We start from the raw sequence: 19,970 nt of genomic DNA on the forward strand, positions 1-19,970 counted from the left end.
GCTCAAGCGCGCCGTGTCGAAGGATGGTGTAAATCGCTTCGATCCGCTGGCAAAGTCGCGCGGATTCTGTTGGGGGTCGTTATGGCGGGGACTATGGGCGCGGCGCAGGGCGTGGGCGGACAGGACGCGCGGCGCGACGGCTGGGGGGTCTGGATCGCGCTGACCGCCTTGGCCGAGTTGTTTGGGATTCTGCTGGGCGCGTCCTGGTGGGTCTGGGCCGACGGCCTGCTGCCCGAGCCGGACGGGCTGTTTCAGCAAATCTCCATGCTCGTCTTCAAGGCCCTGTCCGGCGTGCCCGAGGGCATTGTGCTGGGTCTGGTCCAGGCCAATCTGATGAGCCGTCGTCTGCCGGGCCTATCGATCGTGCGCTGGACCACGGCGACCTGCGTCGTGGCGGTGGTGGGCTGGGCGGTGGGCTCGTCGTTTTCGATCTTCGCCGCCGGCGACGGTGGGACCGCGGGTGGCTTCGATCCGGGTGTCGGGGCGACGTTCCTGATGGCGTCTGGCTTTGGCGTGCTGGTCGGCGCCCTGTTTGGCGGCGTGCAGACCTTGGCTCTGAGCGGCCTAGGCGTGCCGAGCTGGCCCTGGATCGCCGGCAACGCCGTCGGCTGGGCGCTGGGCCTTCCGGTCATCTATCTGGCCGCCTCGGGCCTGGCGCTGGGGCCCATCTGGGCCTTGGCCGCGATCGGCGGGCTCGTCGCCGGCGCCCTGGTCGGCGCGGCGACCGCGGTGGCCTTCGCGGTGATGACGCGGAGGGTCTAGCCCTCCGCGCGGTGAACCACCCGGCCGTCCACGACGGTCATCAGCACCTGGCCCTGCAGGCGACGTCCGTCGAACGGCGAGTTCTTGGACTTCGACAGCAGGCGCGCGGCGTCGACGATGATCGGCGCGTCGATGTCGCACAGCACCAGGTCGGCCGGCGCGCCTGGCGAGATGCGGCCGCCGCGCAGGCCCAGCAGCTCGGCCGGGGCCAGGGTGACGGCGCGGATCAGGTCGACCAGGGCGATGCGCTCTTCGTGATACAGCGACAGCAGGGCCGGCAGCAGGGTCTCCAGACCCACCGCGCCCGGCGCGGCCTCGTCGAACGGCAGGCGCTTGTCTTCCGCCGGAGCGGGGCTGTGCGAGGAGACCACGACATCGATCAGACCCGAGGCCAGCGCCTCGATCAGCGCCTGGCGGTCGTCCTCGCCGCGCAGGGGCGGGTTCAGCTTGGCGAAGGTGCGGTAGTCGCCGATGTCCAGCTCGTTGAACGACAGGTGGTTGATCGACACCGAGGCGTGGATCCGCAGCCCCTTCTTCTTGGCGCGTTCCAGCGTCTCCAGGGCCTGGGCCGAGGTGATCTGATCGACCAGCAGCTTGCCGCCGGTGGCTTCCAGCAGGGCGACGTCGCGCTCCAGCATGATCCGCTCGGCCATCGGCGAGATCGAGGGCAGGCCCATGCGGCCGGCGAACTCGCCGCCGATCGCCGCGCCGCCCTTGCCCAGCCACGGGTCCATCGGACGGTGGGCCAGCAGGGCGTCGAAGCCCTTGGCATAGGTCAGGACGCGCTGCATGACCTTGCTGTCGACGATCGGCTTGCCCGCGTCGGTGACATAGACGCAGCCGGCCTCGCGCATCAGGCCGATCTCGGCCATCTGCTCGCCCTTCAGGCCGCGCGTCGCCGCGCCCGCCACCAGGATACGGGCGCTGTCGATGTCACGCGCCCGGCGCAGGATGAAGTCGACGACGCTGGGATCGTCGATCGCCGGCGCGGTGTCGGGCTGGACCACGAACGAGGTGACGCCGCCGGCCGCCGCGGCCTTGGCGGCTGAAGCCAGGGTTTCCTTGGTCTCGGCGCCGGGTTCGCCGGTGCGGACGCGCAGGTCGATCAGGCCGGGGGCGAGCAGGGCGCCGCCGCAGTCGATGACCCGGACGGCCTTCGACAGCTTGCCGAACTCGCGGCCCTTGGCGACGTCGGTGATGACGCCTTCCGAGACGATGACGCCGCCGGGGCCGTCATAGCCGCTTTCCGGATCGACCAAGCGGGCGTTGACGAAGGCGAGGGGCTGGGACGCGGTCATTGGGCCGCCTCCAGTCTGGCCGCGAGACTGGTCAGCACCGCCATTCGGGCGGCGACGCCCATCTCGACTTGGTCCTGGATCAGGCTGATGGCCGGATCGTCGGCGACGTCGGAGTCGATCTCGACGCCCCGGTTCATGGGGCCAGGGTGCATGACCTTCGCGCCGGGCGCCGCGCGGGAGAGCTTCTCGCGATCCAGGCCGTAGAAGCGGAAGTACTCGCGGGTCGAGGGCACGAAGGCGCCCTGCATCCGCTCCAGCTGCAGGCGCAGCATCATGACGACGTCGGCGCCGGCCAGGCCCGACTTCATGTCGTGGTGGACGGTGACGCCCCAGCGCTCGGCCTGGGACGGCATCAGGGTGGGCGGACCCACCAGACGCACGCTGGCGCCCAGGGTGTGCAGCAGGGCGACGTTCGAGCGCGCGACACGGCTGTGCAGCACGTCGCCGCAGATCGCCACGGTCAGGCCCGAGACGCGGCCGAACGCGCGGCGGATCGACAGCGCGTCCAGCACGGCCTGGGTCGGATGCTCGTGCTGACCGTCGCCGGCGTTGATCACGTGGCCGCTGACCTTCTGCGAGAGCAGGCTGGCCGCGCCGGAAGAGGCGTGGCGGATGACCAGCAGGTCGGGCCGCATCGCGTTCAGCGTGACCGCCGTGTCGATCAGGGTCTCGCCCTTGGCGACCGACGAGGTCTTGGGGTTCATGTTGACGACGTCGGCGCCCAGGCGCTTGCCGGCCAGCTCGAACGAGCTCTGGGTGCGGGTGCTGTTCTCGAAGAACAGGTTCATCAGGGTCCGCCCCTTGAGGATGTCCAGGGTCTTGGACGTCTGCCGGTTCAGCGCCACAAAGGCCTCGGCCAGATCGAGCAGTTCGGTGGCCTGGATCGCGTTCAGGTCGCCCGCCGAAAGGAAATGTCGCTTTGGAAAGGCGAAGACGCGGGCGCGGATCGTCTCGATGGCCGCGCGGGCGGGGTCATGGGCTGAAGCCGTCATGAGCCCGCGTCTTAGGCGGCTTTGGCGAGGAAGGGAAGTGAAGGAGGGGAAACGCTCTGTGGAGGACGGGAATGGCTAGCGAATAAATCCTCCCCCCGTGGGGGAGGCGGTCCGACGGACCGGAGGGGGGAGAGGCAAGGTCAGCAGGACTTCCCCCTCCGTCCGCTGCGCGGACACCTCCCCCGCTAGGGGGAGGATTTTACGGGCGTTCGCGGCGCTCTTTCATCCGCGTATCCGGAACGGACCCCAACGAAATCAGCAACTTCCCATTTTTACATGCCGCTGGATCATCCGCGTTGAAACCGCCCGTATGCTCTAACCACCTCGTCGCGAGGAAAGGGCGCATGGCCAGCGACCATCGTGGCGGCGGGGGGCGATCGAGCGGAGCGCTCGTCGGTGTGGGGGAAACTCCACAACCGCATTCACGACGTTGGATGTGGGCCGCGAGCGTACAGGGGGGCTTAATAGCTCCTGTCCGGGACCGGGTTCGTTGCCCGGCCCGCCCGTCTGGGGCGTGAGCCTGGGGAGGCGCGAACACCGCCAAACCAGGGCGCTCTCGAATAACGGTCGCGCGGAGCGTCGGGCTTCGTCGAAACGGTAACAACGCTAAAGCACTCCGGACGTCGTCCGGCGCTCCGCGTCCCTTTCCATCCCTTCAGCGGCCCGCCGCGTGAAGCGGCGGGGGTGTGTCTGGATTGAGAGCGCCCCCTCCCCTTGATGGGGAGGGGTAGGGGTGGGGTGAACACAGCGTCAGACGCCGCGCGGGGCCGCCGCCTCAGCAATCACCCCATCCCCGGCCCTTCCCCATCAAGGGGAAGGGAGGGGTTGGGTGTCAGGCTCGGCGGCCCCCGGGCCCCGATGGGAAGCAGAGATCGTCACAACCCCCGCAGCCGCTCCAGCGCGCCCTGCAGGATCCAGCCGGCCGCCATCTTGTCCACGACCTCGGCCCGCCGCTTCCGGTTCACGTCATGCTCCTCGATCAGCACCCGCGTCACCGCCGCCGTCGACAGGCGCTCGTCCCAGAAGGTGATGGGCAGGTCGGGCTTGAGGCGAAGGAGATTGCGGCCAAGGGCCCGGTTGCTCTGGCAGCGCACGCCCTCGGTGCCGTCCATGTTCATCGGCAGGCCGATGACGATTCCGACCGCGCCGCGGCTGTCCATCAGCTTGAACAGGGCCTCGGCGTCCTTGCTGAACTTGGTCTTTTCGATCAGGGCCAAGGGGCTGGCGACCGTGCGGGTGACGTCGGAGACGGCCACGCCGATGGTCTTCTCGCCGGGGTCCAGGCCGACCACGGGGGCGTACTGGGGCAGGGCGGCGGCGAAGTCTTCGATGTCGAGAACGGGCATGGCCCTCTTTATCAGGAGCCGCGCCGCCTGAAACCACTCCTTGAAACCTTGTCTCCGGCCTAGTAACCGACGCGTTCGAATTTCAGGAGATCCCCATGGCCATTGACGCCGCCACGGTGCGGAAGGTCGCCCGGCTCGCCCGCATCGCCGAACCCGAGGAGCGCATCGAGGCCCTGGCCAACGAGCTCAACGGCATCATGACCTGGATCGAGCAGCTGGCCGAGGTGGACACCGATGGCTGCGAGCCGCTGACCAGCGTCGTGGCCGCCGGCCTGCCGCTGCGCGACGACGTCGTGACCATGGGCGGCGACCCGGCCAAGGTGACCAGCAACGCTCCCAAATCGGTGGGCAACTTCTTCGTCGTGCCCAAGGTGGTTGAATAATGAGCGCGCTCACGAAGCTGACCCTGAAGGCCGCCGTCGATGGCCTGGCCAAGGGGGAATTCACCTCGGTCGAACTGACCAAGGCGCACATCGAGGCCGTCGAGGCCGCGCGCGGCCTGAACGCCTACATCCTGGAGACGCCGGAAAAGGCGCTGGACATGGCCGCCAAGTCCGACGCTCGCCGGGCGCAAGGCCAGGCCGGCCCGCTGGAAGGCGCGCCGCTGGGCGTGAAGGATCTCTTCTGCACCGAGGGCGTGCGCACCACGGCCTGCTCGAAGATCCTGGAAAACTTCGTCCCGACCTACGAGTCGACGGTGACCAGCCAGCTGTGGCGCGACGGCGCGGTGATGCTGGGCAAGCTGAACCTTGACCAGTTCGCCATGGGCTCGTCGAACGAGACCAGCTATTTCGGGCCGGTGACCAACCCGTGGCGCGCCCAGGGCTCGAACAAGGCCCTGACTCCGGGCGGCTCGTCCGGCGGTTCGGCTGCGGCGGTCGCGGCGGACCTGTGCCTGGGGGCCACGGCGACGGACACCGGCGGCTCGATCCGTCAGCCGGCCGCCTTCACCGGCACGGTCGGGATCAAGCCGACCTATGGCCGCTGCTCGCGCTGGGGCGTCGTCGCCTTCGCCAGCTCGCTGGATCAGGCCGGCCCGATCGCCAAGACGGTCGAGGACGCGGCCCTGCTGCTGACCTCGATGTCGGGCCATGACCCCAAGGACTCGACCAGCCTCGACATCCCCGTTCCGGACTTCACCCAGTTCGTCGGCAAGTCGGTGAAGGGTCTGAAGATCGGCATTCCGAAGGAATACCGCGTCGACAACATGCCGGCCGAGATCGAGAAGCTCTGGCAGGACGGCATCGCCTGGCTGAAGGACGCCGGTTGCGAGATCGTCGACATCAGCCTGCCGCACACCAAGTACGCCCTGCCGGCCTACTACATCGTGGCGCCGGCCGAGGCCTCGTCGAACCTGGCCCGCTATGACGGCATGCGCTACGGCCTGCGCGAAGAGGGCGCGAACCTCACCGAGATCTACGAGAACACGCGCGCCTCGGGTTTCGGCGACGAGGTCAAGCGCCGCATCCTGATCGGCACCTACGTGCTGTCGGCCGGCTATTACGACGCCTACTACCTGAAGGCTCTGAAGGTGCGTCGTCGCATCGCCGAGGACTTCGACAACGCGTGGACCAAGTGCGACGCGATCCTCACCCCGACCGCGCCCTCGGCGGCGTTCGGCCTGGGCGAGAACAGCAACGACCCGATCGCCATGTACCTGAACGACGTCTTCACGGTGACGACGAACCTGGCGGGCCTGCCCGGTCTGTCGCTGCCCGCCGGCCTCGACGCCAACGGCCTGCCGCTGGGTCTGCAGATCATCGGCAAGCCGCTCGACGAGGGCACGGTGTTCTCGGTCGCCGGGGCGGTCGAAAAGGCCGCCGGCTTCAAGGCTAAGGCCGAGAAGTGGTGGTGATCTAGAAAAGGGCGGCTCCGGTGGAGCCGCCCTTCTTCGTTCGAGGGTATCGTACCCTACATCGGGTTGGCGGGATCGGCCGGAGCCGTCGTCGGTTGCGCGGCCGGCGAGGGGACGACCAGCGGGGCCGGTTCGGCGATGGCCGGAGCCGGGGCGGCGCTGACGGTCGGCAGCGTGGCCGGGACGGTGGCGCTGACATTGGACGAGGCGGTCTCGACCGACGGCGCGGTCTCGCGAACCGGGCCGGCCCGGCGGGCGGGCGCGGTGGCGCGAGGCGCGGGCGTGGAACGGGCGACCGGGGCGGGCGTCTCGTTGGCGGCGATCTCGGTCGGTTGCGGGATCAGCGCCGGCGTGGCGGCGGACTCCGGCGGAAGCGGCGCGGTCAACGGCGCGGAACTTTCGGCGGCGGCGACCCGCAAGGATTGCGTGTCCGTCGGCGCGTCGGCGCGATGGGTGGTCAAGCCCCAGATCATGGCGCCGGCGGCGACGGCCACGATCGGCGCGCCGATCATGAGCGCCATATTGTTGGAAGCCTTTTTCTTCGGCGTCCGAGCATAGATGGGTTGGGCGGGAAACAGCGCCGAAGCATTGGCGTCGGTGGTGACGACAGGTTCAGCGGCGTCGAAGTTAAGGGTAGGGCGGATAGTGCGGGCGGTGGGCATTTCTACCTCCGTGAGTGAGCAGTTCAGAAAATGAACGATGCGATAACTCGACGGTTCCCTTGCCTCGCAATGGCGCCAGATTTGACGAAATCGGGCCTCAATTCAGAAAGACGGAAAAGAACGACGCCGCATCTCATCGAGAGCTTTGAAGCTTGGCCCGCGCCGTCCTAGCGGAAGATGCCCCGCGCGCGGCGCCGAAAGCTTTTCCGGCCTAGGGCGCTTGATGTAGAGAGACGGCCATGACGCAAGAATCCAAACAGATCCAAGGCCGCACCGGCCCCTGGGAAATGGTCCTCGGTCTCGAGGTGCACGCTCAGGTCGCCAGCAAGTCCAAGCTTTTCTCCGGCGCCGCCGTCGGCTTCGGCGCGGGCCCGAACGAGCAAGTCAGCCTCGTGGACGCGGCCATGCCGGGCATGCTGCCGGTGCTGAACAAGTTCTGCGTCGAGCAAGCCGTGAAGACCGGCCTTGGCCTGAAGGCCCAGATCAACCTGAAGAGCCGCTTCGACCGGAAGAACTACTTCTATCCGGACCTGCCGCAGGGCTATCAGATCAGTCAGTTCGACCAGCCGATCGTCGGCGAGGGCGTGGTCAGCGTCGAGCGCGACGACGGCACGACCTTCGACGTGCGCATCGAGCGCCTCCACCTGGAGCAAGACGCGGGCAAGTCGCTGCACGACCAGGATCCGAACGCGACCTATGTCGACCTGAACCGCGCGGGCACGGCGCTGATGGAGATCGTCTCCAAGCCGGACATGCGCACCTCGGAAGAGGCCGCCGCCTACGTCAAGAAGCTGCGGACGATCCTCGTCTATCTGGGCACCTGCGACGGCGACATGGAGAAGGGCAACCTGCGCGCCGACGTGAACGTCTCGGTCTGCCGTCCGGGCGCCTACGAGAAGTTCCGTGAAACCGGCGACTTCAAGCACTTGGGCACGCGCTGCGAGATCAAGAACGTCAACAGCTATCGCTACATCCAGCAGGCCATCGAGTACGAGGCCCGTCGCCAGATCGAGATCCTCGAGGACGGCGGCAAGATCGACCAGGAAACCCGCCTGTTCGACCCCACCAAGGGCGAGACTCGCTCGATGCGGTCCAAGGAAGAGGCGCACGACTACCGCTACTTCCCCGATCCGGACCTGCTGCCGCTGGTGCTGGACCCGGCCTGGGTGAAGTCGATCGAACAGACCCTGCCGGAGCTGCCGGACGCCAAGAAGGCGCGCCTGCAGAGCCAGTATGGCCTGTCGGCCTATGACGCGGGCGTGCTGATCATCGACGCCGATCGCGCCGACTATTTCGAGGCGGCAGCCAAGGGCCGCGACGCCAAGCTGGTGGCCAACTGGGTGACCAACGAGCTGCTGGCCAAGCTGTCGGCCGCTGGGACGTCGTTCACGGACTCGCCGCTGCCGTCGTCGGACATCGCCCAACTGGTCGAGCTGATCGAGAACGGCACCATCTCGTCGAAGATCGCCAAGGAGGTCTTCGAGCACATGTGGGCCGGCGAAGGCCGTCCCGCCGAGATCGTCGAGAAGCGCGGCCTCGTGCAGATCAACGACACCGGCGCCATCGAGAAAGCCATCGACGACCTGATCGCCGGCAACCCCGACAAGGCCGAGGCCGTGAAGGACAAGCCGCAGGCCCTGGGCTGGTTCGTCGGCCAGGTGATGAAGGCCACCGGCGGCAAGGCCAACCCCGCCACGGTCAACGAGCTGCTGCGCAAGAAGCTCGGCGTCGAATAGGCGCTAGAGAGCGCTGAAAATGACGAGGGCCCGCGGCGACAACCGCGGGCCCTTCTTCGTTGATGCGAACTTTTTTCTTATTGCGGCGTGGTCGGCGAGGACGGATCGCTGGACGACGGGGTCTTGGCGTCGTCGCCATGGCCCTTGTGTTTCTTGCTCTTCTTGGCGGCCTTTTCGCCCGTCATGGCCGCGCCGTCGTCGCTGGTGGGCGCGGTGGCGGAAGTCGGCGAGCCGGCGCTTTCGGCCGGGGCGGCGGTTTCGGGCGAGCTCTGGGTCGTCGCGTCGGTGGACGTCGTCGCGTCGTTGGTCGGCGCCGGCGTCGTGGTCATCGGCGACGGATTGGCCGGCGAAGTCTGGGGCAGGGTGGCCTGGGCCATGGCCGAGCCGGCGAAGGCGACGGCGGCCAGAGCGACGGCGGCGGTGGTGATGCGCGGGGTCTTCATGGTCTCGGACCTGTTTCGGCAGCGTCGGGTTGTGACGCACCGTTCACGCTGGGCCGCCAATGCGGTTGAAATGACTTCGCAATCGGGCCTTTGCGCCCCATGCGCGGCAAGGTTGTGGCGAGCATGGCCGCAAAGCGGCGTCCCAGGCATAGCCCAGGACGCCGTGGCCAGCGTATTCGCCAGCTTGAGGTCTAGCGGTTGGCGATCACTTCGAAGATCAGGCCGGTGGCGATCGCCGCGAGCACGTAGTCATTGCCCGTGCGGTACCAGTAGTAGCCGCGGGGCGGCGGGCGCAGGTGATAGCGATAGTAGTCGTTCACCACATAGCCGCCGCCACGATAGTGGGGGGGCAGATAGGCCCCGCGTCGCCAGGCTTCATAGCCCGGTCGATAGCCGGGACGGCCGTAGTAGGCCGAGGGCGGCGGGCCGTAGTGCCAGCGGCTGTTGTAGTAATAGCCGTTGTGACGGCCGTGATCCCAGCGGTCGTGGCGATCCCAGCGATCTCGCCGGTCCCAACCGTTGTGACGGTCGTTGTCCCAGCGGCCGCGATCACGATCCCAGTCGCGGTCCCGATGGTCCCAGCGTCCGCGGTCCTGCGCGCTGGCGTCCGTCGCCGACAGGGCCATCGGGCCGGCCACCGAGGCGACGGCGGCGATCATGAGCAGCAGACGTTTCATGTCGTCTTCTCCTATGGACGGCGGCCGGAGCCGCCGAGAGGTTCCCTCGACCTTTGAACGCATGATCGCGTCGCCCGACTGAACCGAGCCTGAATGGCGGCGACAGGGAAGCGCGCGCGGCCCTTCGGCGAGCGATGGCGAGACGGCCATGCTCCGGCGGCTGAAGATTGAGAGAGCGCCAACGAGACGCATCGCCTCGATGGCGTGCTGAACAAGCGTTTCGAGGCGCGCGATTTCATCCGCGGCGCTTTGTCCACCGCCGACTTCACGAAGTGCCCTTGGATGGTTCCGCGGAAGAGCCAGGGCATAATTCTGGATGAGGTCCCCAATTTGAGGAGCTGGTTCGAGCGGGGTTGGCGCCCGTGACGCCGTTCAGAAAGGCCGCGAACTTGGCGCGAAACCGCGGTCAAAGGCCTTCAAGCGTCGGAAAAAGCGACGGAAGAGAGCCGAAAGCTGCTGTTCGGCCGGAAGGCGCGTTAAGGCGTCATATACTATCATTTACAGCCAGTAATCAGGCCGGGCGTCGAGTATACATTTGGTCGCATTCATCATGTTGGCGCGATTAACTATATGTTCAGTCGCGCTGGACTTTGCTCCATTCGTGCTCTGATCCGGCAGAACGCCGTGGTGAGCCTAAGAAAGGAGATGAGCCATGATGTTGATGAATGAACCGCCGGCCGTCGTCGCCACCCTGCCGCTGCCGACCGCCGAGTCCACCGGCGACGAGCTGTTCCGCATGGGGCTGCTTTACTCGACCGGTCAGGGCGGCGCGCCGCTCGACTATGTCTCGGCCCACATGCTGTTCAATCTGGCCGCCATGCGCGGTTCGGTGGAAGCCAAGCTCTATCGCAAGGAGCTGGCGCAGGAGATGGCCAGCGAAGACGTCGCCGAGGCCCAGCGCCAGGCCCGCGAATGGCTCGCCCACGGCTGAGCCCGGTTCTACGGGCTCACTATCCGTCATCCGAGGTCGCCTGAGCCAGGCGTCCGTCCTCGGCGGCCGCTCGAGGCCGCCCGCGGCGAAAGCCGCCTTGTCCCGTCCCTCGCTGGGGCGGGATGCTAGAAGCCCGCCCGTGATCCGGGTCCTTTTCCGCGCGCGTCCTCCGGAGCCGACGGCTCGTTTCGACCCGTGCGCCTAGCGCACCGCCGAGCGGTCTCCCAGCAGGCACGGCACGGTCATCAGGATGATGTAGAGATCCAGCCAGAACGACTGGCGCTCGATATATTCCACATCGAGAGCGACGCGGCGTCTGACGCATTCGGGCGTATCGACCGGCCCGCGCGAGCCCTTGATCGCCGCCCAGCCCGTAAGACCCGGTTTCATCCGGTGGCGGTGAGCGTATTCGGCCACCAGCTTGGCCGACTCGACGCCGGCGGTCTTCATGCCCACCGCGTGGGGGCGGGGACCGACAATCGACATCTCGCCCCGCAGCACGTTGAGCAGCTGAGGTAGTTCGTCGAGGCTGGTCCCGCGGATGAAGCGTCCGACGCGAGTCACGCGGTCGTCGCCGGCGCGGATCTGCCGCGAGGCCTGGGCGTCCGCCGCTTCTTGCCGCATCGAGCGGAATTTCCAGACCAGGAATTCCTCGTTGTTGAAACCGTGACGGCGCTGGCGAAAGAAGACGGGGCCGGGGCTGTCCAGCTTCACGGCGAGCGCGATCGCCAACATGATCGGGCTGGCGACGACCAAGCCGATCACGGCCAGCGTCAGATCCAGGATACGTTTGGCCAGCACGCGACGTCGGCAAAGATCGCTCCAACCTGACAGTGGGTGCTCCGCGCCGGCCGCTATGCGCGCCAGCGTCGCGTCGTCCTCGTCCGGCGTTCCGCCGTCGACGAAGAGATTCAGGGGGTGGGGGAGGACGCCCAGCTTCTCGGCCAGTTCGTTGACGCGCGCCTCGGCGCTCGCGGTGATGGCGATGACCACGCGGTCGATGTAGGGGGCGAGCCGGTGATGGAGCAGGGCGTCGGTGTCGCCTAGCAGCGGCACGCCCAGGATGTTCACGGGCGCGCGGCGCAGCCGATCGTCGAACAGGCCCAGCACGTTGACCTCGCCCGTGCGCATCGCCGCTTCGATCAGGCGCTGGGCGTTGGCGGTGGCGCCGACAACGACGACGTTGGGCGTCAGCAAGCCGTGGCGCCGCGCGTTGTCGATGATCTTCCACCAGCCCGCGTGCAGCGCGACGACGAAGCCGCTGGCGCCCATCAAGGCAAGAGCCGAGCGGGCATCCAGCGGATTGAAAACCAGCGACGCCATCGTCGCGAGAATCGCCGCGATCGCCAGCGCCTGGCCCACATGACCAAGATGGCGGCCAAGGCTCCGTTTGCGCGGAAAGGCGTAGGCGCCCATGACGCGCAGGGCGATTGGAATGGCCAGCGTCCATGTGACGCCCGTCAACAGATCCCGCGCCAAGGTGACCGGCGCCGCGATCAACAGGACGCTGATGATGTCGACCAGTCGGAACACGCGCGCCAGCCAACGGGCGTCCATCCGCGAGCGCGATGGCACCAGTTTTCGCGGACGCAGTGGCGAGCGTCGCCGCTGGCGGCCGCGACGGTCGGTCTCATCGCCGATGCGCGCCAAAACGTCCCCCGAGGCGTTGAACGCCAGGGTGGAAGCGCGCGTGGAACTAGGCTCTGGAATAGGCTGCATGGCGACCGATGTTCGGAAAACATCGTTCAATCTAATGGAGCGTTCTAAGTGCGACGTTAACACGCATATTTTTGGCATTGACGCCGTTGTCATGTCGCACCGAACAGGCTATCGAACCGCTCCCTCTCAGGAGGAGACGTGGCCGAGAGGCTGAAGGCACCGCTTTGCTAAAGCGGCATACCTCAAAAGGGTATCGAGGGTTCGAATCCCTCCGTCTCCGCCATCCCCTCGCTTATTCCAGCGCAATCCGGTCGCGCCCACGGGCGTCTAGGATCCGTTGATTTGTCGGGGAAAATTCGCGCTTCCGCGTTTGAACGCGACCGCTCCACTCCGCGCCCATGATGGACAAGGCGCGGGCGAAGCGGGCGTGGGCGGGCGTGTCGGTTGGCGACGCCCCGCGGCCATGAGCGACTCACGGCGATGACCGTCCGGCGGCTTCGCGATCGATGATCGCTCCAGATTGGCCGGCGGATCGCCCAGAGGGGCGAGCCCAAGACCAGGGCCCGGTCGAGCGCTAGCGTTTCACCGAGGTCGGCGCTCTCATCCGCAGGATCTCGCGTGTGCGGCGGGTGATGCCGTACAGCATGCCCTTGTCGCTCTCGTCCCAGTCGATGGCCTGGCCCTCGGCCTCCATGGGGAGGGTCGCCAAATGGTCGAGCACGCCGCCGCCGTCCGGAATGGCGACGACATAGAGCTCGGGAAGGTCGTGGCCGCTCAGATAGAGTCGACCGTCCGGACCCCAGCCGCCGCCCGAGATGCTCATCGGCTTGATGCGTTCAAGGATCGTCGTCGGCAGGGCCCAGCCCTCCAGCCGCCGCCATTGGTCGTCGAACTTGACCAAGGTCGTGTGCCTATGATCGCGAGGCGCTTCACCGCCCTTGGCGTCGTAATTGGCGAACATCGCCCACCAGAAGCCGTCCTTGCGGTCGACCCAGGTGATCGAGCCCGTGCCCAGACCCAGCGAAACGCTCCCGCGGTGCGTCAAGGTGACGGGATCGAAGATCTCGACCGTGCTGACGTGCGGCGTCGCGGGGAAGTTCGAGCTGGCGCACACGAGGTCGGCGCGGATCAGGGCGCACGAGTTTATATGCGGGAAGCGGGCCTTCTCGCCGGTCCACTCGGCGCGCTTTTCGCCGGTCTTCTTGTCCAGCCGCGCGATATTGAAGTTGCTGACCGCGTAGAGGTCGTTTGGCCCGACCGCCACGCCTTGGCTGGCGTTGCTCGCGTAGCGGCGCTCGGTCTCGAAGCCGGCGAGGGTCGGCGGGGAAGCCAGTTCGGCGGGCGCCGCGGCTTGCAGTGCGGTCGCCAGGATCAGGGCGATGGGCATGGTCCGAAGACTCCTTGGCGGCCGATCAGAAGTTGATGGCCGCGCCGACCCAGTAGGTGCGGCCGTAGTTCGCCCATTCCTGGAGGTAGCGCCGGCCCGGGCCGGTCACTTCCTGACGGCCGGTGTTCGACAGGTTCTGCCCCTCGACGAAGAAGCTCACCCGCTCGTTCCAGCGCCAGGACAGGCTGGCGTCGAACACGTGGCGTCCCTTCCAATACTGGTCGGAATTGACGTTGGCGTCGTTGATCGTCTCCAGCTGGCCGCCGATGTAGTTGTGCGACACCCGGGCCTCGAATGGTCCGCGCTGATAGTAGATCGACTCGTTGGTCGTGATGTCGGGCTGCTGGAACAGGCCCGTTACGCGCGGGCCGGTCGAGGTCAGGAAGGTGAACTCCGTGTCCAGCCAGGTGAGGTTGCCGTTGAAGCCGAAGCCGTCGAACGGCGCGGGCAGGAAGGTGAAGGCCTGCTGCACGGCGAATTCGACGCCCTTGATCTTGGCGGTCTCGGCGTTGCGCGGCGTCGAGATCAGCACGGTCTCGACGCCTCGGCCAACATCCATCCGCGCGCTGGATGACAGGGTGAAGATCTCGTTCTTGATGTCCTTGGAGAACACCGCCAGCGAGATCATGCCGTCGGTCGGATAGTATTCCAGCGACAGGTCGAAACCCTCGCTCTCGCGCGGCTTCAGGTCCGGATTGCCGCGCGACAGGGTCGGCTGGCTGCCGTCGAAGTTCAGGTTCTCGGTCGCCGCCAGCGAGCCATAGTCGGGCCGGCCGATGGTGTTGGTCCATGCCGCGCGGACGATGACGTCCGCGCGCGGTTTCCACTGCAGATGCAGGCTCGGCAGCCAATTGCCATAGCCGCCTTCGTTGGACACCGGGGTCAGCACGCCGCCGGCGTTTCGCACGGCGTCCGACGTCACCTTGGTGTGCTCGTAGCGGACGCCGCCCAGCACCGTCAGGTCGCCGACCTGGTAGCTGCCTTGGACATAGCCCGCCCACACGTCCTCGCTGACGTCATAGTTGCCGGTTGGAGCGGCCACGGTGGTGGTGAAGCGGCCGCGGTTGGCCTGGAAGAACGCCATGGCCGCGTCGGCGTCGATGCGCGGGTTCAGCAAATAGCGACCCGCGATCAGTTCGCTCGGACCGGCCTTGTCGACCTCGGCCAGGGTGTAGGTGAAGCCTGTTCCCGCCCGGTAGTTGACCTGCGAGCTTCGGAAGTCGCGCTCGCTAGAGCGCGCCACGCCGCCGAACTTCAGTTTCCAGGCCGCGCCGGTGTCATAGGCCAGATCCAGTCGGGCCTGAGTAGTGGTCTCATTGGTCTTGGTCAGGGCGTCGCGGTGCTGCTGCAGCGCATAGTTGGCGGGATTGCGCGAGGCGGCCTCGTTCACGGGGGTGAAGACCGGGAACAGCGGGTTGGTCGTGTCGTAGGTGAAGGCGTAGTTGGCGCCCTGGGCGTCGACGGTGCGGAACTCCACCGAGTGGTTGGGCACCTTCAGCCCCGCCAGCGAGTAGACGAGGTCGCCTTGGGCCTTCCAACCGGGGGCGAAGTCCCAGGAAAACCCGGTGCGCGCCAGGCCGATCTCGCGGGTGGTGATCGGCTGGTTCAGCTGGATGATGCCGCGGCCCCGCGCGAACGCGCCGCTGGTCTGGGTCTGGTTGGCGACGTTGCCCAGGGGCTCGACGCGGTACTCGATCCGCTCTTCGTCGTCTTCCATGCGCGAGGCCAGCACCGAGGCGTCCCAGCGGAAGGCGTCGTTGGGGCGGTACTCGATCTTGCCGTTCAGGCCGCTGCGCTGCTTGGTGTTGTTGTACCAGAACAGGCGAACTTGGGTCGGCACCTGGATGCCGTTGCCGGTGGCCGCGCCCGACAGCACGGGCGCCCCGGCGGCGGTGTATTCGCGCACCGAGGGGTCGGCCGCCTCGACCTGGGGAATGTCGTAGTCCAGTTGCTCGTGCGAGGCGCCGATCACCACCCCCCACTGGTCTTCCGCGCCAAAGGTACGGCCGGCCGCGAAGGCCAGGCGATAGGACGGCTTGTCGTTGCGCACGTCGCCATGGCGTTCGTAGTCGCCATACGAGGCCATGCCGTTGAAGAACGGACGGCCCGCGTCGAAGGCGCTGCGGGTGGTGACGTTGATGACGCCGCCGATGGCGTTGCCGTCGTTCTCGGGCGTCACCGTCTTGATGACCTCCAGGCGCCCGGCCATCACCGACGGGACGATGTCCATCGGCACGGTGCGGCCGCTCTCGTCGACCGAGGCCACCAGGGCGCCGTCGATGGTGGTGCGGTTGTAGGTCGAGCGCAGGCCGCGAATGACCGGGAAGCGCGGCTCGCCCTGGTCTTCCATCACCGAGATGCCGGGAATGCGGCGCAGGGCGGCGGCGGTGTTGTGGTCGGGCAGCTTGCCGATGTCGTCGGCCGAGACGACGTCGGACACCACGAAGGCCTCGCGCTTGACCGCGATCGCCGCGCGCTGGGCCTCGCGCTGGCCGGTGATCACCACTTCCTCGACGGCCGTCGCCTCCTGGGCGAGGGCGGCGACCGGCGCGCAAAGCCCGCTGGTGGCCAGCAGAGCGGCGATGAGCCCACGGTGATTGGAATTCTGCACGCCACCCCTCCAGCATTGCGGACGGTTGGCGGTTAAGGCGTTTCGACGACGTGGCCGCTAAGGTTCGGTGTCGATCTGACGTCGAAAAAACCAATGTTTTGCGATAGCGATACGCGCATCAGGGCGCATCGCTTCACGCACATTCGGAATGCGCTTTGAGCGGACGCGCGCAAGCGGCTTCATAGGGCCGGGCCGGCGCGCGGGCCCGGGCGCGCGATCTACCCGCCGAGACGCTATTTCAACTTGAGCGTTTAACAGACTCAAATAGGAATCCGCGCGCTTAAGAATTGTCTGGGTTCCGCTCCAACGCTGGGTGGTGGTCGTGTGCATTTCGTCACACTTTGCTGGTCCGCGAGCGATATTCTTTTTAACTGAACTCTATTGGAGTGCTGGGCTGGCGCCCGTCATTGGGGCGCAAAATGTCCGTTCAACGCGCAGGATTCGCTTCGCCGCGAAAAAAGGTTGGTTAACAACCCCCGCGAGCGGTTGTTTGCGGAGCGCCGATTTAGTAAAGGCTTTCTAAATCATCGGGCAAAGACCCGAACGCTTTGACTGGTGGGGACCACGTGCTGATCGTATCTAATCCGACAGCGGAACAGCTACCTTGCGCCGTACAGGCGTCTCCGGTCGCGAAGGATCCGCTTAAACGAGCGATGGATATCCTGGTGGCGGGCGGCGCCTTGCTGTTCTTCGCACCATTGCTGGCGCTCATCGCCGTGCTGATCAAGCTCGAATCCCCGGGCCCCGTGCTCTTTCGTCAATCGCGTGGCGGCTTGAACGGCCAAGCCTTCACCATCCTGAAGTTCCGCTCGATGCGGTGCCAGGAAAACGGCTCCAAGGTTGTCCAGGCCAAGCGCGACGACGATCGCATCACGGCGATCGGTCGCATCATCCGCAAGACCAGCATCGACGAGCTGCCGCAGCTGCTGAATGTCCTGCGTGGCGACATGTCGATCGTGGGGCCGCGTCCTCATGCTCTGGCTCACGACGAGCACTACGGAGCCCAGATCGCGAACTATCACCTGCGCTTTCGAGCGCGGCCCGGCCTGACGGGGCTGGCCCAGATCAAGGGCTTGCGCGGCGGCACCAACGAGGTCGAAGCCATGGCCGCCCGTGTCGACGCGGACAACGAGTACATCGAGCGGTGGACCTTGAGCGGCGACATCAAGATCCTGTTGATGACCGTGCCGCATCTGCTGTTGGCTGAAAACGCCTACTAGGCGTTGAACCATGGTGGGGTCCTCCCCCACCATGGCCGGGGAAATTTCATGCAAAGCGTTCTCGTCACCGGCGGTGCGGGCTATGTCGGCTCGCACTGCTGTATGGCCCTGGCTGCGGCGGGTTTCCGTCCAGTCGTTTTCGACGACTTGTCGAACGGCCACCGCGAACACGTCCAATGGGGGCCGCTGGAAGTCGGCGACATCCGCGACGCCGCTCGGCTGGACGCTGTGTTCGCCGCCCACGCGCCGGTCGCCGTCTTGCACTTCGCTGCCCGTATCGAAGTCGGCGAGTCGGTGAAGAATCCTGGCGCCTTCTTCGACAACAATGTCGGCGGGACCATCACCTTGATCGAGGCCGCTCGCCGCGCCGGCGTCAATGCCATGGTCTTCTCCTCGACCTGCGCGACCTTTGGAGAACCGGTGACGCTGCCTATGGATGAGACCCATCCCCAGGCGCCGCTGAACCCCTATGGCCGGGGCAAGCTGATGGTTGAGCAGGCTCTTGCGGACTACGATCGCTATGTCGGGTTCCGGAGCGCGGTGATGCGCTACTTCAACGCCGCAGGCGCTGATCCGGAGGGGCGCATCGGCGAGTGGCACGAGCCCGAGACCCACGCCATTCCGCTGGCGATCCAGGTCGCCCTGGGCCAACGGCCGCACTTCACGGTTTTCGGCGACGACTACGACACTCGCGATGGCACGGCGGTGCGCGACTACGTCCACGTACTGGACCTAGCCGACGCCCACGTTGCGGCGCTCAAGCGGCTGCTGGCCGGCGGATCGTCCGAAGCCTTCAATCTGGGAAGTGGAACTGGCACCACGGTGCGCGAGCTGGTCGATGGCGTAGGCCGCGCGACGGGCAAGCCGTTGCCGCTCCAGATGGCGCCGCGTCGTCTAGGCGATGCGCCCAGCCTGGTCGGTGACAACGCCAAGGCCCGCCAGATGCTCGGTTGGGCTCCTTCTCGCGATCTCGACACGATCCTTTCCAGCGCGTGGCGCTGGCATCGGGCCCAGATTTCGGTTGATGGGGCAATCCCCGAAAACAGCCTTGAAGTTTAAGGAGCGGAGCCGTCAGATGAGCGAGCAAAACGCACTCAAGCGCACCGTCGAGCTGCGCGACCAACTGAAGGCTTGGGCGCTCGAAAAGGCGCTGCCGATTTGGTGGACTGTCGGCGCCGATCATGAGCGCGGAGGTTTCTTCGAGAAGATCACGCAGGAGGGGCTAGCCTTCGAGGCTCCTCGCCGGGCCAGGGTCGCCGCGCGCCAAGTTTATGTCTACGCGGCCGCGAAAGCCCTGGGTTGGGACGGGCCCTGGCGTGAGGCGCTTGAACATGCCCTATTCTTCTTCATCAACCACTACGTAAGACCCGATGGCTTGATCCGCACCCTTGTTGCCCCTGGCGGCGAGGTGCTGGACGAGACCGTGTCTTTGTATGATCAGGCCTTTGCCCTCTTTTGTCTGGCCGCGGCGAGCGAGGCGCTGCCGGAGCGTGAGGATTTGACCGGCGTCGCCGTGCGGCTTCGGGAAGCGCTAGTTGCTTCTCTGAAGCATCCGGAGGCAGGCTTCGAGGAAACAAATCCCCGTAGCCTCCCGTTGCAATCCAATCCTCATATGCACCTGTTCGAGGCGTTTCTCGCTTGGGTGGAACGGGGGGGGGATGCGCGCTGGCGAGAGCTTGCCGACGAGATCGCCGAGTTGGCTCTTGGCCGCTTCATCCAAGATGGAAGCGGCGCTTTGCGAGAGTTCTTCGCTGGTGACTGGTCGCCCATGCCTGGCGTCGAAGGTCGGCTCGTCGAGCCTGGCCACCAATTCGAATGGGCTTGGCTTCTTCTGCGCTGGAGCCAAATCACGGGGCGGGAAGATGCCAGATCCAACGCCTTGCGGCTGATCGCCATAGCGGATGATCACGGGATTGATCCCGTGCGCGGCGTTGCCTACTTCGCCCTGCTGGACGATCTCACCGTACATGACGCCAACGCGCGCCTCTGGCCCCAGACCGAACGGATCAAGGCCGGCGTACTGGCCGCGCGGTTGACCGGAGATGCCCGATACTGGAGCACGGCCGCCGCCGGCGCCGAAGGGTTGCTCAAGTATCTTGATGTGCCCGTCGCCGGGCTCTGGGTTGATCGCTACCAAGCCGACGGTTCGTTCGTCGTCGAGCCCGCGCCGGCCAGCTCGCTCTATCACATCATCTGCGGGCTTCTTGAGATGGACGTCGGGGTGACCGCCGCGCTCGAAACGCATCGAGAGGTCAGGCTCGAAGATGTCGTTTAACGCTCTTGCCCGGAGTCCCATCATGCCCGTTTCGCCCATCAAGATGGCCGACGCGATCCGCGTCCTTTCCATGGACGCCGTGCACAAGGCCAAGTCGGGACACCAAGGCATGCCGA

At 66.5% G+C, this 19,970-nt stretch carries 17 protein-coding genes, 1 tRNA gene and 3 pseudogenes; 11 read left to right on the forward strand and 10 right to left on the reverse strand.

The window, feature by feature from the left end; all coding sequences use genetic code 11:
* The first annotated feature begins 81 nt into the window (after nt 1-81).
* Entirely contained in the window at nt 82-762 is a 681-nt protein-coding gene (locus J2728_RS17400) for a hypothetical protein (RefSeq protein WP_310001178.1), read from the forward strand.
* Here the strand turns inward: J2728_RS17400 and pyrC are convergent.
* A complete protein-coding gene (gene pyrC, locus J2728_RS17405; protein ID WP_310001181.1) occupies nt 759-2,060 on the reverse strand; it encodes a dihydroorotase in 1,302 nt (433 codons plus the stop codon). The two genes, J2728_RS17400 and pyrC, sit on opposite strands and share 4 nt — an antisense overlap.
* Nucleotides 2,057-3,052, reverse strand: a complete 996-nt coding sequence (locus tag J2728_RS17410) for an aspartate carbamoyltransferase catalytic subunit (protein WP_310001184.1) — start codon at nt 3,050-3,052, stop codon at nt 2,057-2,059. The genes pyrC and J2728_RS17410 overlap by 4 nt, the downstream gene beginning before the upstream one ends.
* Before the next feature lie 319 nt (nt 3,053-3,371).
* On the opposite strand from J2728_RS17410, the pseudogene J2728_RS22335 reads away from it, so the two are divergent.
* Nucleotides 3,372-3,448 (forward strand): annotated as a pseudogene (locus J2728_RS22335) (hypothetical protein); the annotation flags it as partial.
* A 308-nt stretch (nt 3,449-3,756) separates the two neighbouring features.
* Here the strand turns inward: J2728_RS22335 and J2728_RS17415 are convergent.
* Both J2728_RS17415 and ruvX read right to left on the reverse strand, forming a co-directional pair.
* A pseudogene (locus J2728_RS17415) lies at nt 3,757-3,860 on the reverse strand (hypothetical protein); the annotation flags it as partial.
* A 67-nt stretch (nt 3,861-3,927) separates the two neighbouring features.
* Nucleotides 3,928-4,398 (reverse strand): Holliday junction resolvase RuvX, encoded by a 471-nt coding sequence (ruvX, locus tag J2728_RS17420; protein WP_013079873.1) that lies wholly within the window; start codon nt 4,396-4,398, stop codon nt 3,928-3,930.
* Between the two features lie 95 nt (nt 4,399-4,493).
* Between ruvX and gatC the strand changes: the two genes are divergently transcribed.
* Together gatC and gatA are read left to right on the forward strand one after the other, a co-directional pair.
* Complete coding sequence (gene gatC / locus J2728_RS17425) at nt 4,494-4,781, forward strand: Asp-tRNA(Asn)/Glu-tRNA(Gln) amidotransferase subunit GatC (protein WP_310001186.1); 288 nt, start codon at nt 4,494-4,496, stop codon at nt 4,779-4,781.
* Nucleotides 4,781-6,253 (forward strand): Asp-tRNA(Asn)/Glu-tRNA(Gln) amidotransferase subunit GatA, encoded by a 1,473-nt coding sequence (gatA, locus tag J2728_RS17430; RefSeq protein WP_310001188.1) that lies wholly within the window; start codon nt 4,781-4,783, stop codon nt 6,251-6,253. Before gatC ends, gatA begins: the two co-directional genes overlap by 1 nt.
* Before the next feature lie 56 nt (nt 6,254-6,309).
* Here the strand turns inward: gatA and J2728_RS17435 are convergent, their stop codons facing one another.
* Complete coding sequence (locus tag J2728_RS17435) at nt 6,310-6,915, reverse strand: hypothetical protein (protein WP_310001189.1); 606 nt, start codon at nt 6,913-6,915, stop codon at nt 6,310-6,312.
* Nucleotides 6,916-7,154: 239 nt separating this feature from the next.
* Between J2728_RS17435 and gatB the strand changes: the two genes are divergently transcribed.
* The gene (gatB, locus tag J2728_RS17440) at nt 7,155-8,651 is read left to right on the forward strand and encodes an Asp-tRNA(Asn)/Glu-tRNA(Gln) amidotransferase subunit GatB (protein WP_310001190.1); all 1,497 of its coding nucleotides are present in this window, start codon (nt 7,155-7,157) and stop codon (nt 8,649-8,651) included.
* Between the two features lie 77 nt (nt 8,652-8,728).
* Here the strand turns inward: gatB and J2728_RS17445 are convergent, their stop codons facing one another.
* Nucleotides 8,729-9,094: a proteophosphoglycan 5 gene (locus J2728_RS17445; protein ID WP_310001191.1), complete on the reverse strand. Its 366-nt coding sequence runs from the start codon at nt 9,092-9,094 to the stop codon at nt 8,729-8,731.
* A gap of 191 nt (nt 9,095-9,285) precedes the next feature.
* The gene (locus J2728_RS17450) at nt 9,286-9,771 is read right to left on the reverse strand and encodes an RcnB family protein (RefSeq protein ID WP_310001192.1); all 486 of its coding nucleotides are present in this window, start codon (nt 9,769-9,771) and stop codon (nt 9,286-9,288) included.
* A 652-nt stretch (nt 9,772-10,423) separates the two neighbouring features.
* Here J2728_RS17450 and J2728_RS17455 point away from each other — a divergent pair.
* On the forward strand, nt 10,424-10,702 hold the full coding sequence (locus J2728_RS17455) for a sel1 repeat family protein (protein ID WP_013079866.1): 279 nt from the start codon (nt 10,424-10,426) through the stop codon (nt 10,700-10,702).
* A 201-nt stretch (nt 10,703-10,903) separates the two neighbouring features.
* On the opposite strand, the gene hfsE is transcribed toward J2728_RS17455, so the two are convergent.
* Nucleotides 10,904-12,514 carry a polysaccharide biosynthesis protein HfsE gene (gene hfsE / locus J2728_RS17460; protein ID WP_473701040.1) on the reverse strand — a complete coding sequence of 537 codons (1,611 nt, stop codon included), beginning with the start codon at nt 12,512-12,514 and terminating at the stop codon, nt 10,904-10,906.
* 39 nt (nt 12,515-12,553) lie between these two features.
* Between hfsE and J2728_RS17465 the strand changes: the two genes are divergently transcribed.
* Nucleotides 12,554-12,644, forward strand: a tRNA-Ser gene (locus J2728_RS17465).
* A 291-nt stretch (nt 12,645-12,935) separates the two neighbouring features.
* Here J2728_RS17465 and J2728_RS17470 read toward each other — a convergent pair.
* Nucleotides 12,936-13,748 (reverse strand): hypothetical protein, encoded by an 813-nt coding sequence (locus tag J2728_RS17470; protein WP_310001197.1) that lies wholly within the window; start codon nt 13,746-13,748, stop codon nt 12,936-12,938.
* Nucleotides 13,749-13,773: 25 nt separating this feature from the next.
* Nucleotides 13,774-16,341 (reverse strand): annotated as a pseudogene (locus tag J2728_RS17475) (TonB-dependent receptor); the annotation flags it as partial.
* A gap of 584 nt (nt 16,342-16,925) precedes the next feature.
* On the opposite strand from J2728_RS17475, the gene J2728_RS17480 reads away from it, so the two are divergent.
* The 4 genes from J2728_RS17480 to J2728_RS17495 all read left to right on the forward strand — a co-directional run.
* The gene (locus J2728_RS17480; RefSeq protein WP_310001200.1) at nt 16,926-17,579 is read left to right on the forward strand and encodes an exopolysaccharide biosynthesis polyprenyl glycosylphosphotransferase; all 654 of its coding nucleotides are present in this window, start codon (nt 16,926-16,928) and stop codon (nt 17,577-17,579) included.
* A gap of 48 nt (nt 17,580-17,627) precedes the next feature.
* Entirely contained in the window at nt 17,628-18,638 is a 1,011-nt protein-coding gene (gene galE / locus J2728_RS17485; protein ID WP_310001202.1) for a UDP-glucose 4-epimerase GalE, read from the forward strand.
* Nucleotides 18,639-18,654: 16 nt separating this feature from the next.
* Nucleotides 18,655-19,854 carry an AGE family epimerase/isomerase gene (locus J2728_RS17490; protein ID WP_310001203.1) on the forward strand — a complete coding sequence of 400 codons (1,200 nt, stop codon included), beginning with the start codon at nt 18,655-18,657 and terminating at the stop codon, nt 19,852-19,854.
* Between the two features lie 22 nt (nt 19,855-19,876).
* Nucleotides 19,877-19,970: hypothetical protein (locus tag J2728_RS17495; RefSeq protein ID WP_404979790.1), on the forward strand; the 94-nt coding region annotated here is incomplete at its 3' end.

Source organism: Caulobacter segnis (genome assembly GCF_031454995.1).
In the GTDB taxonomy this organism is placed as follows: domain Bacteria; phylum Pseudomonadota; class Alphaproteobacteria; order Caulobacterales; family Caulobacteraceae; genus Caulobacter; species Caulobacter segnis_E.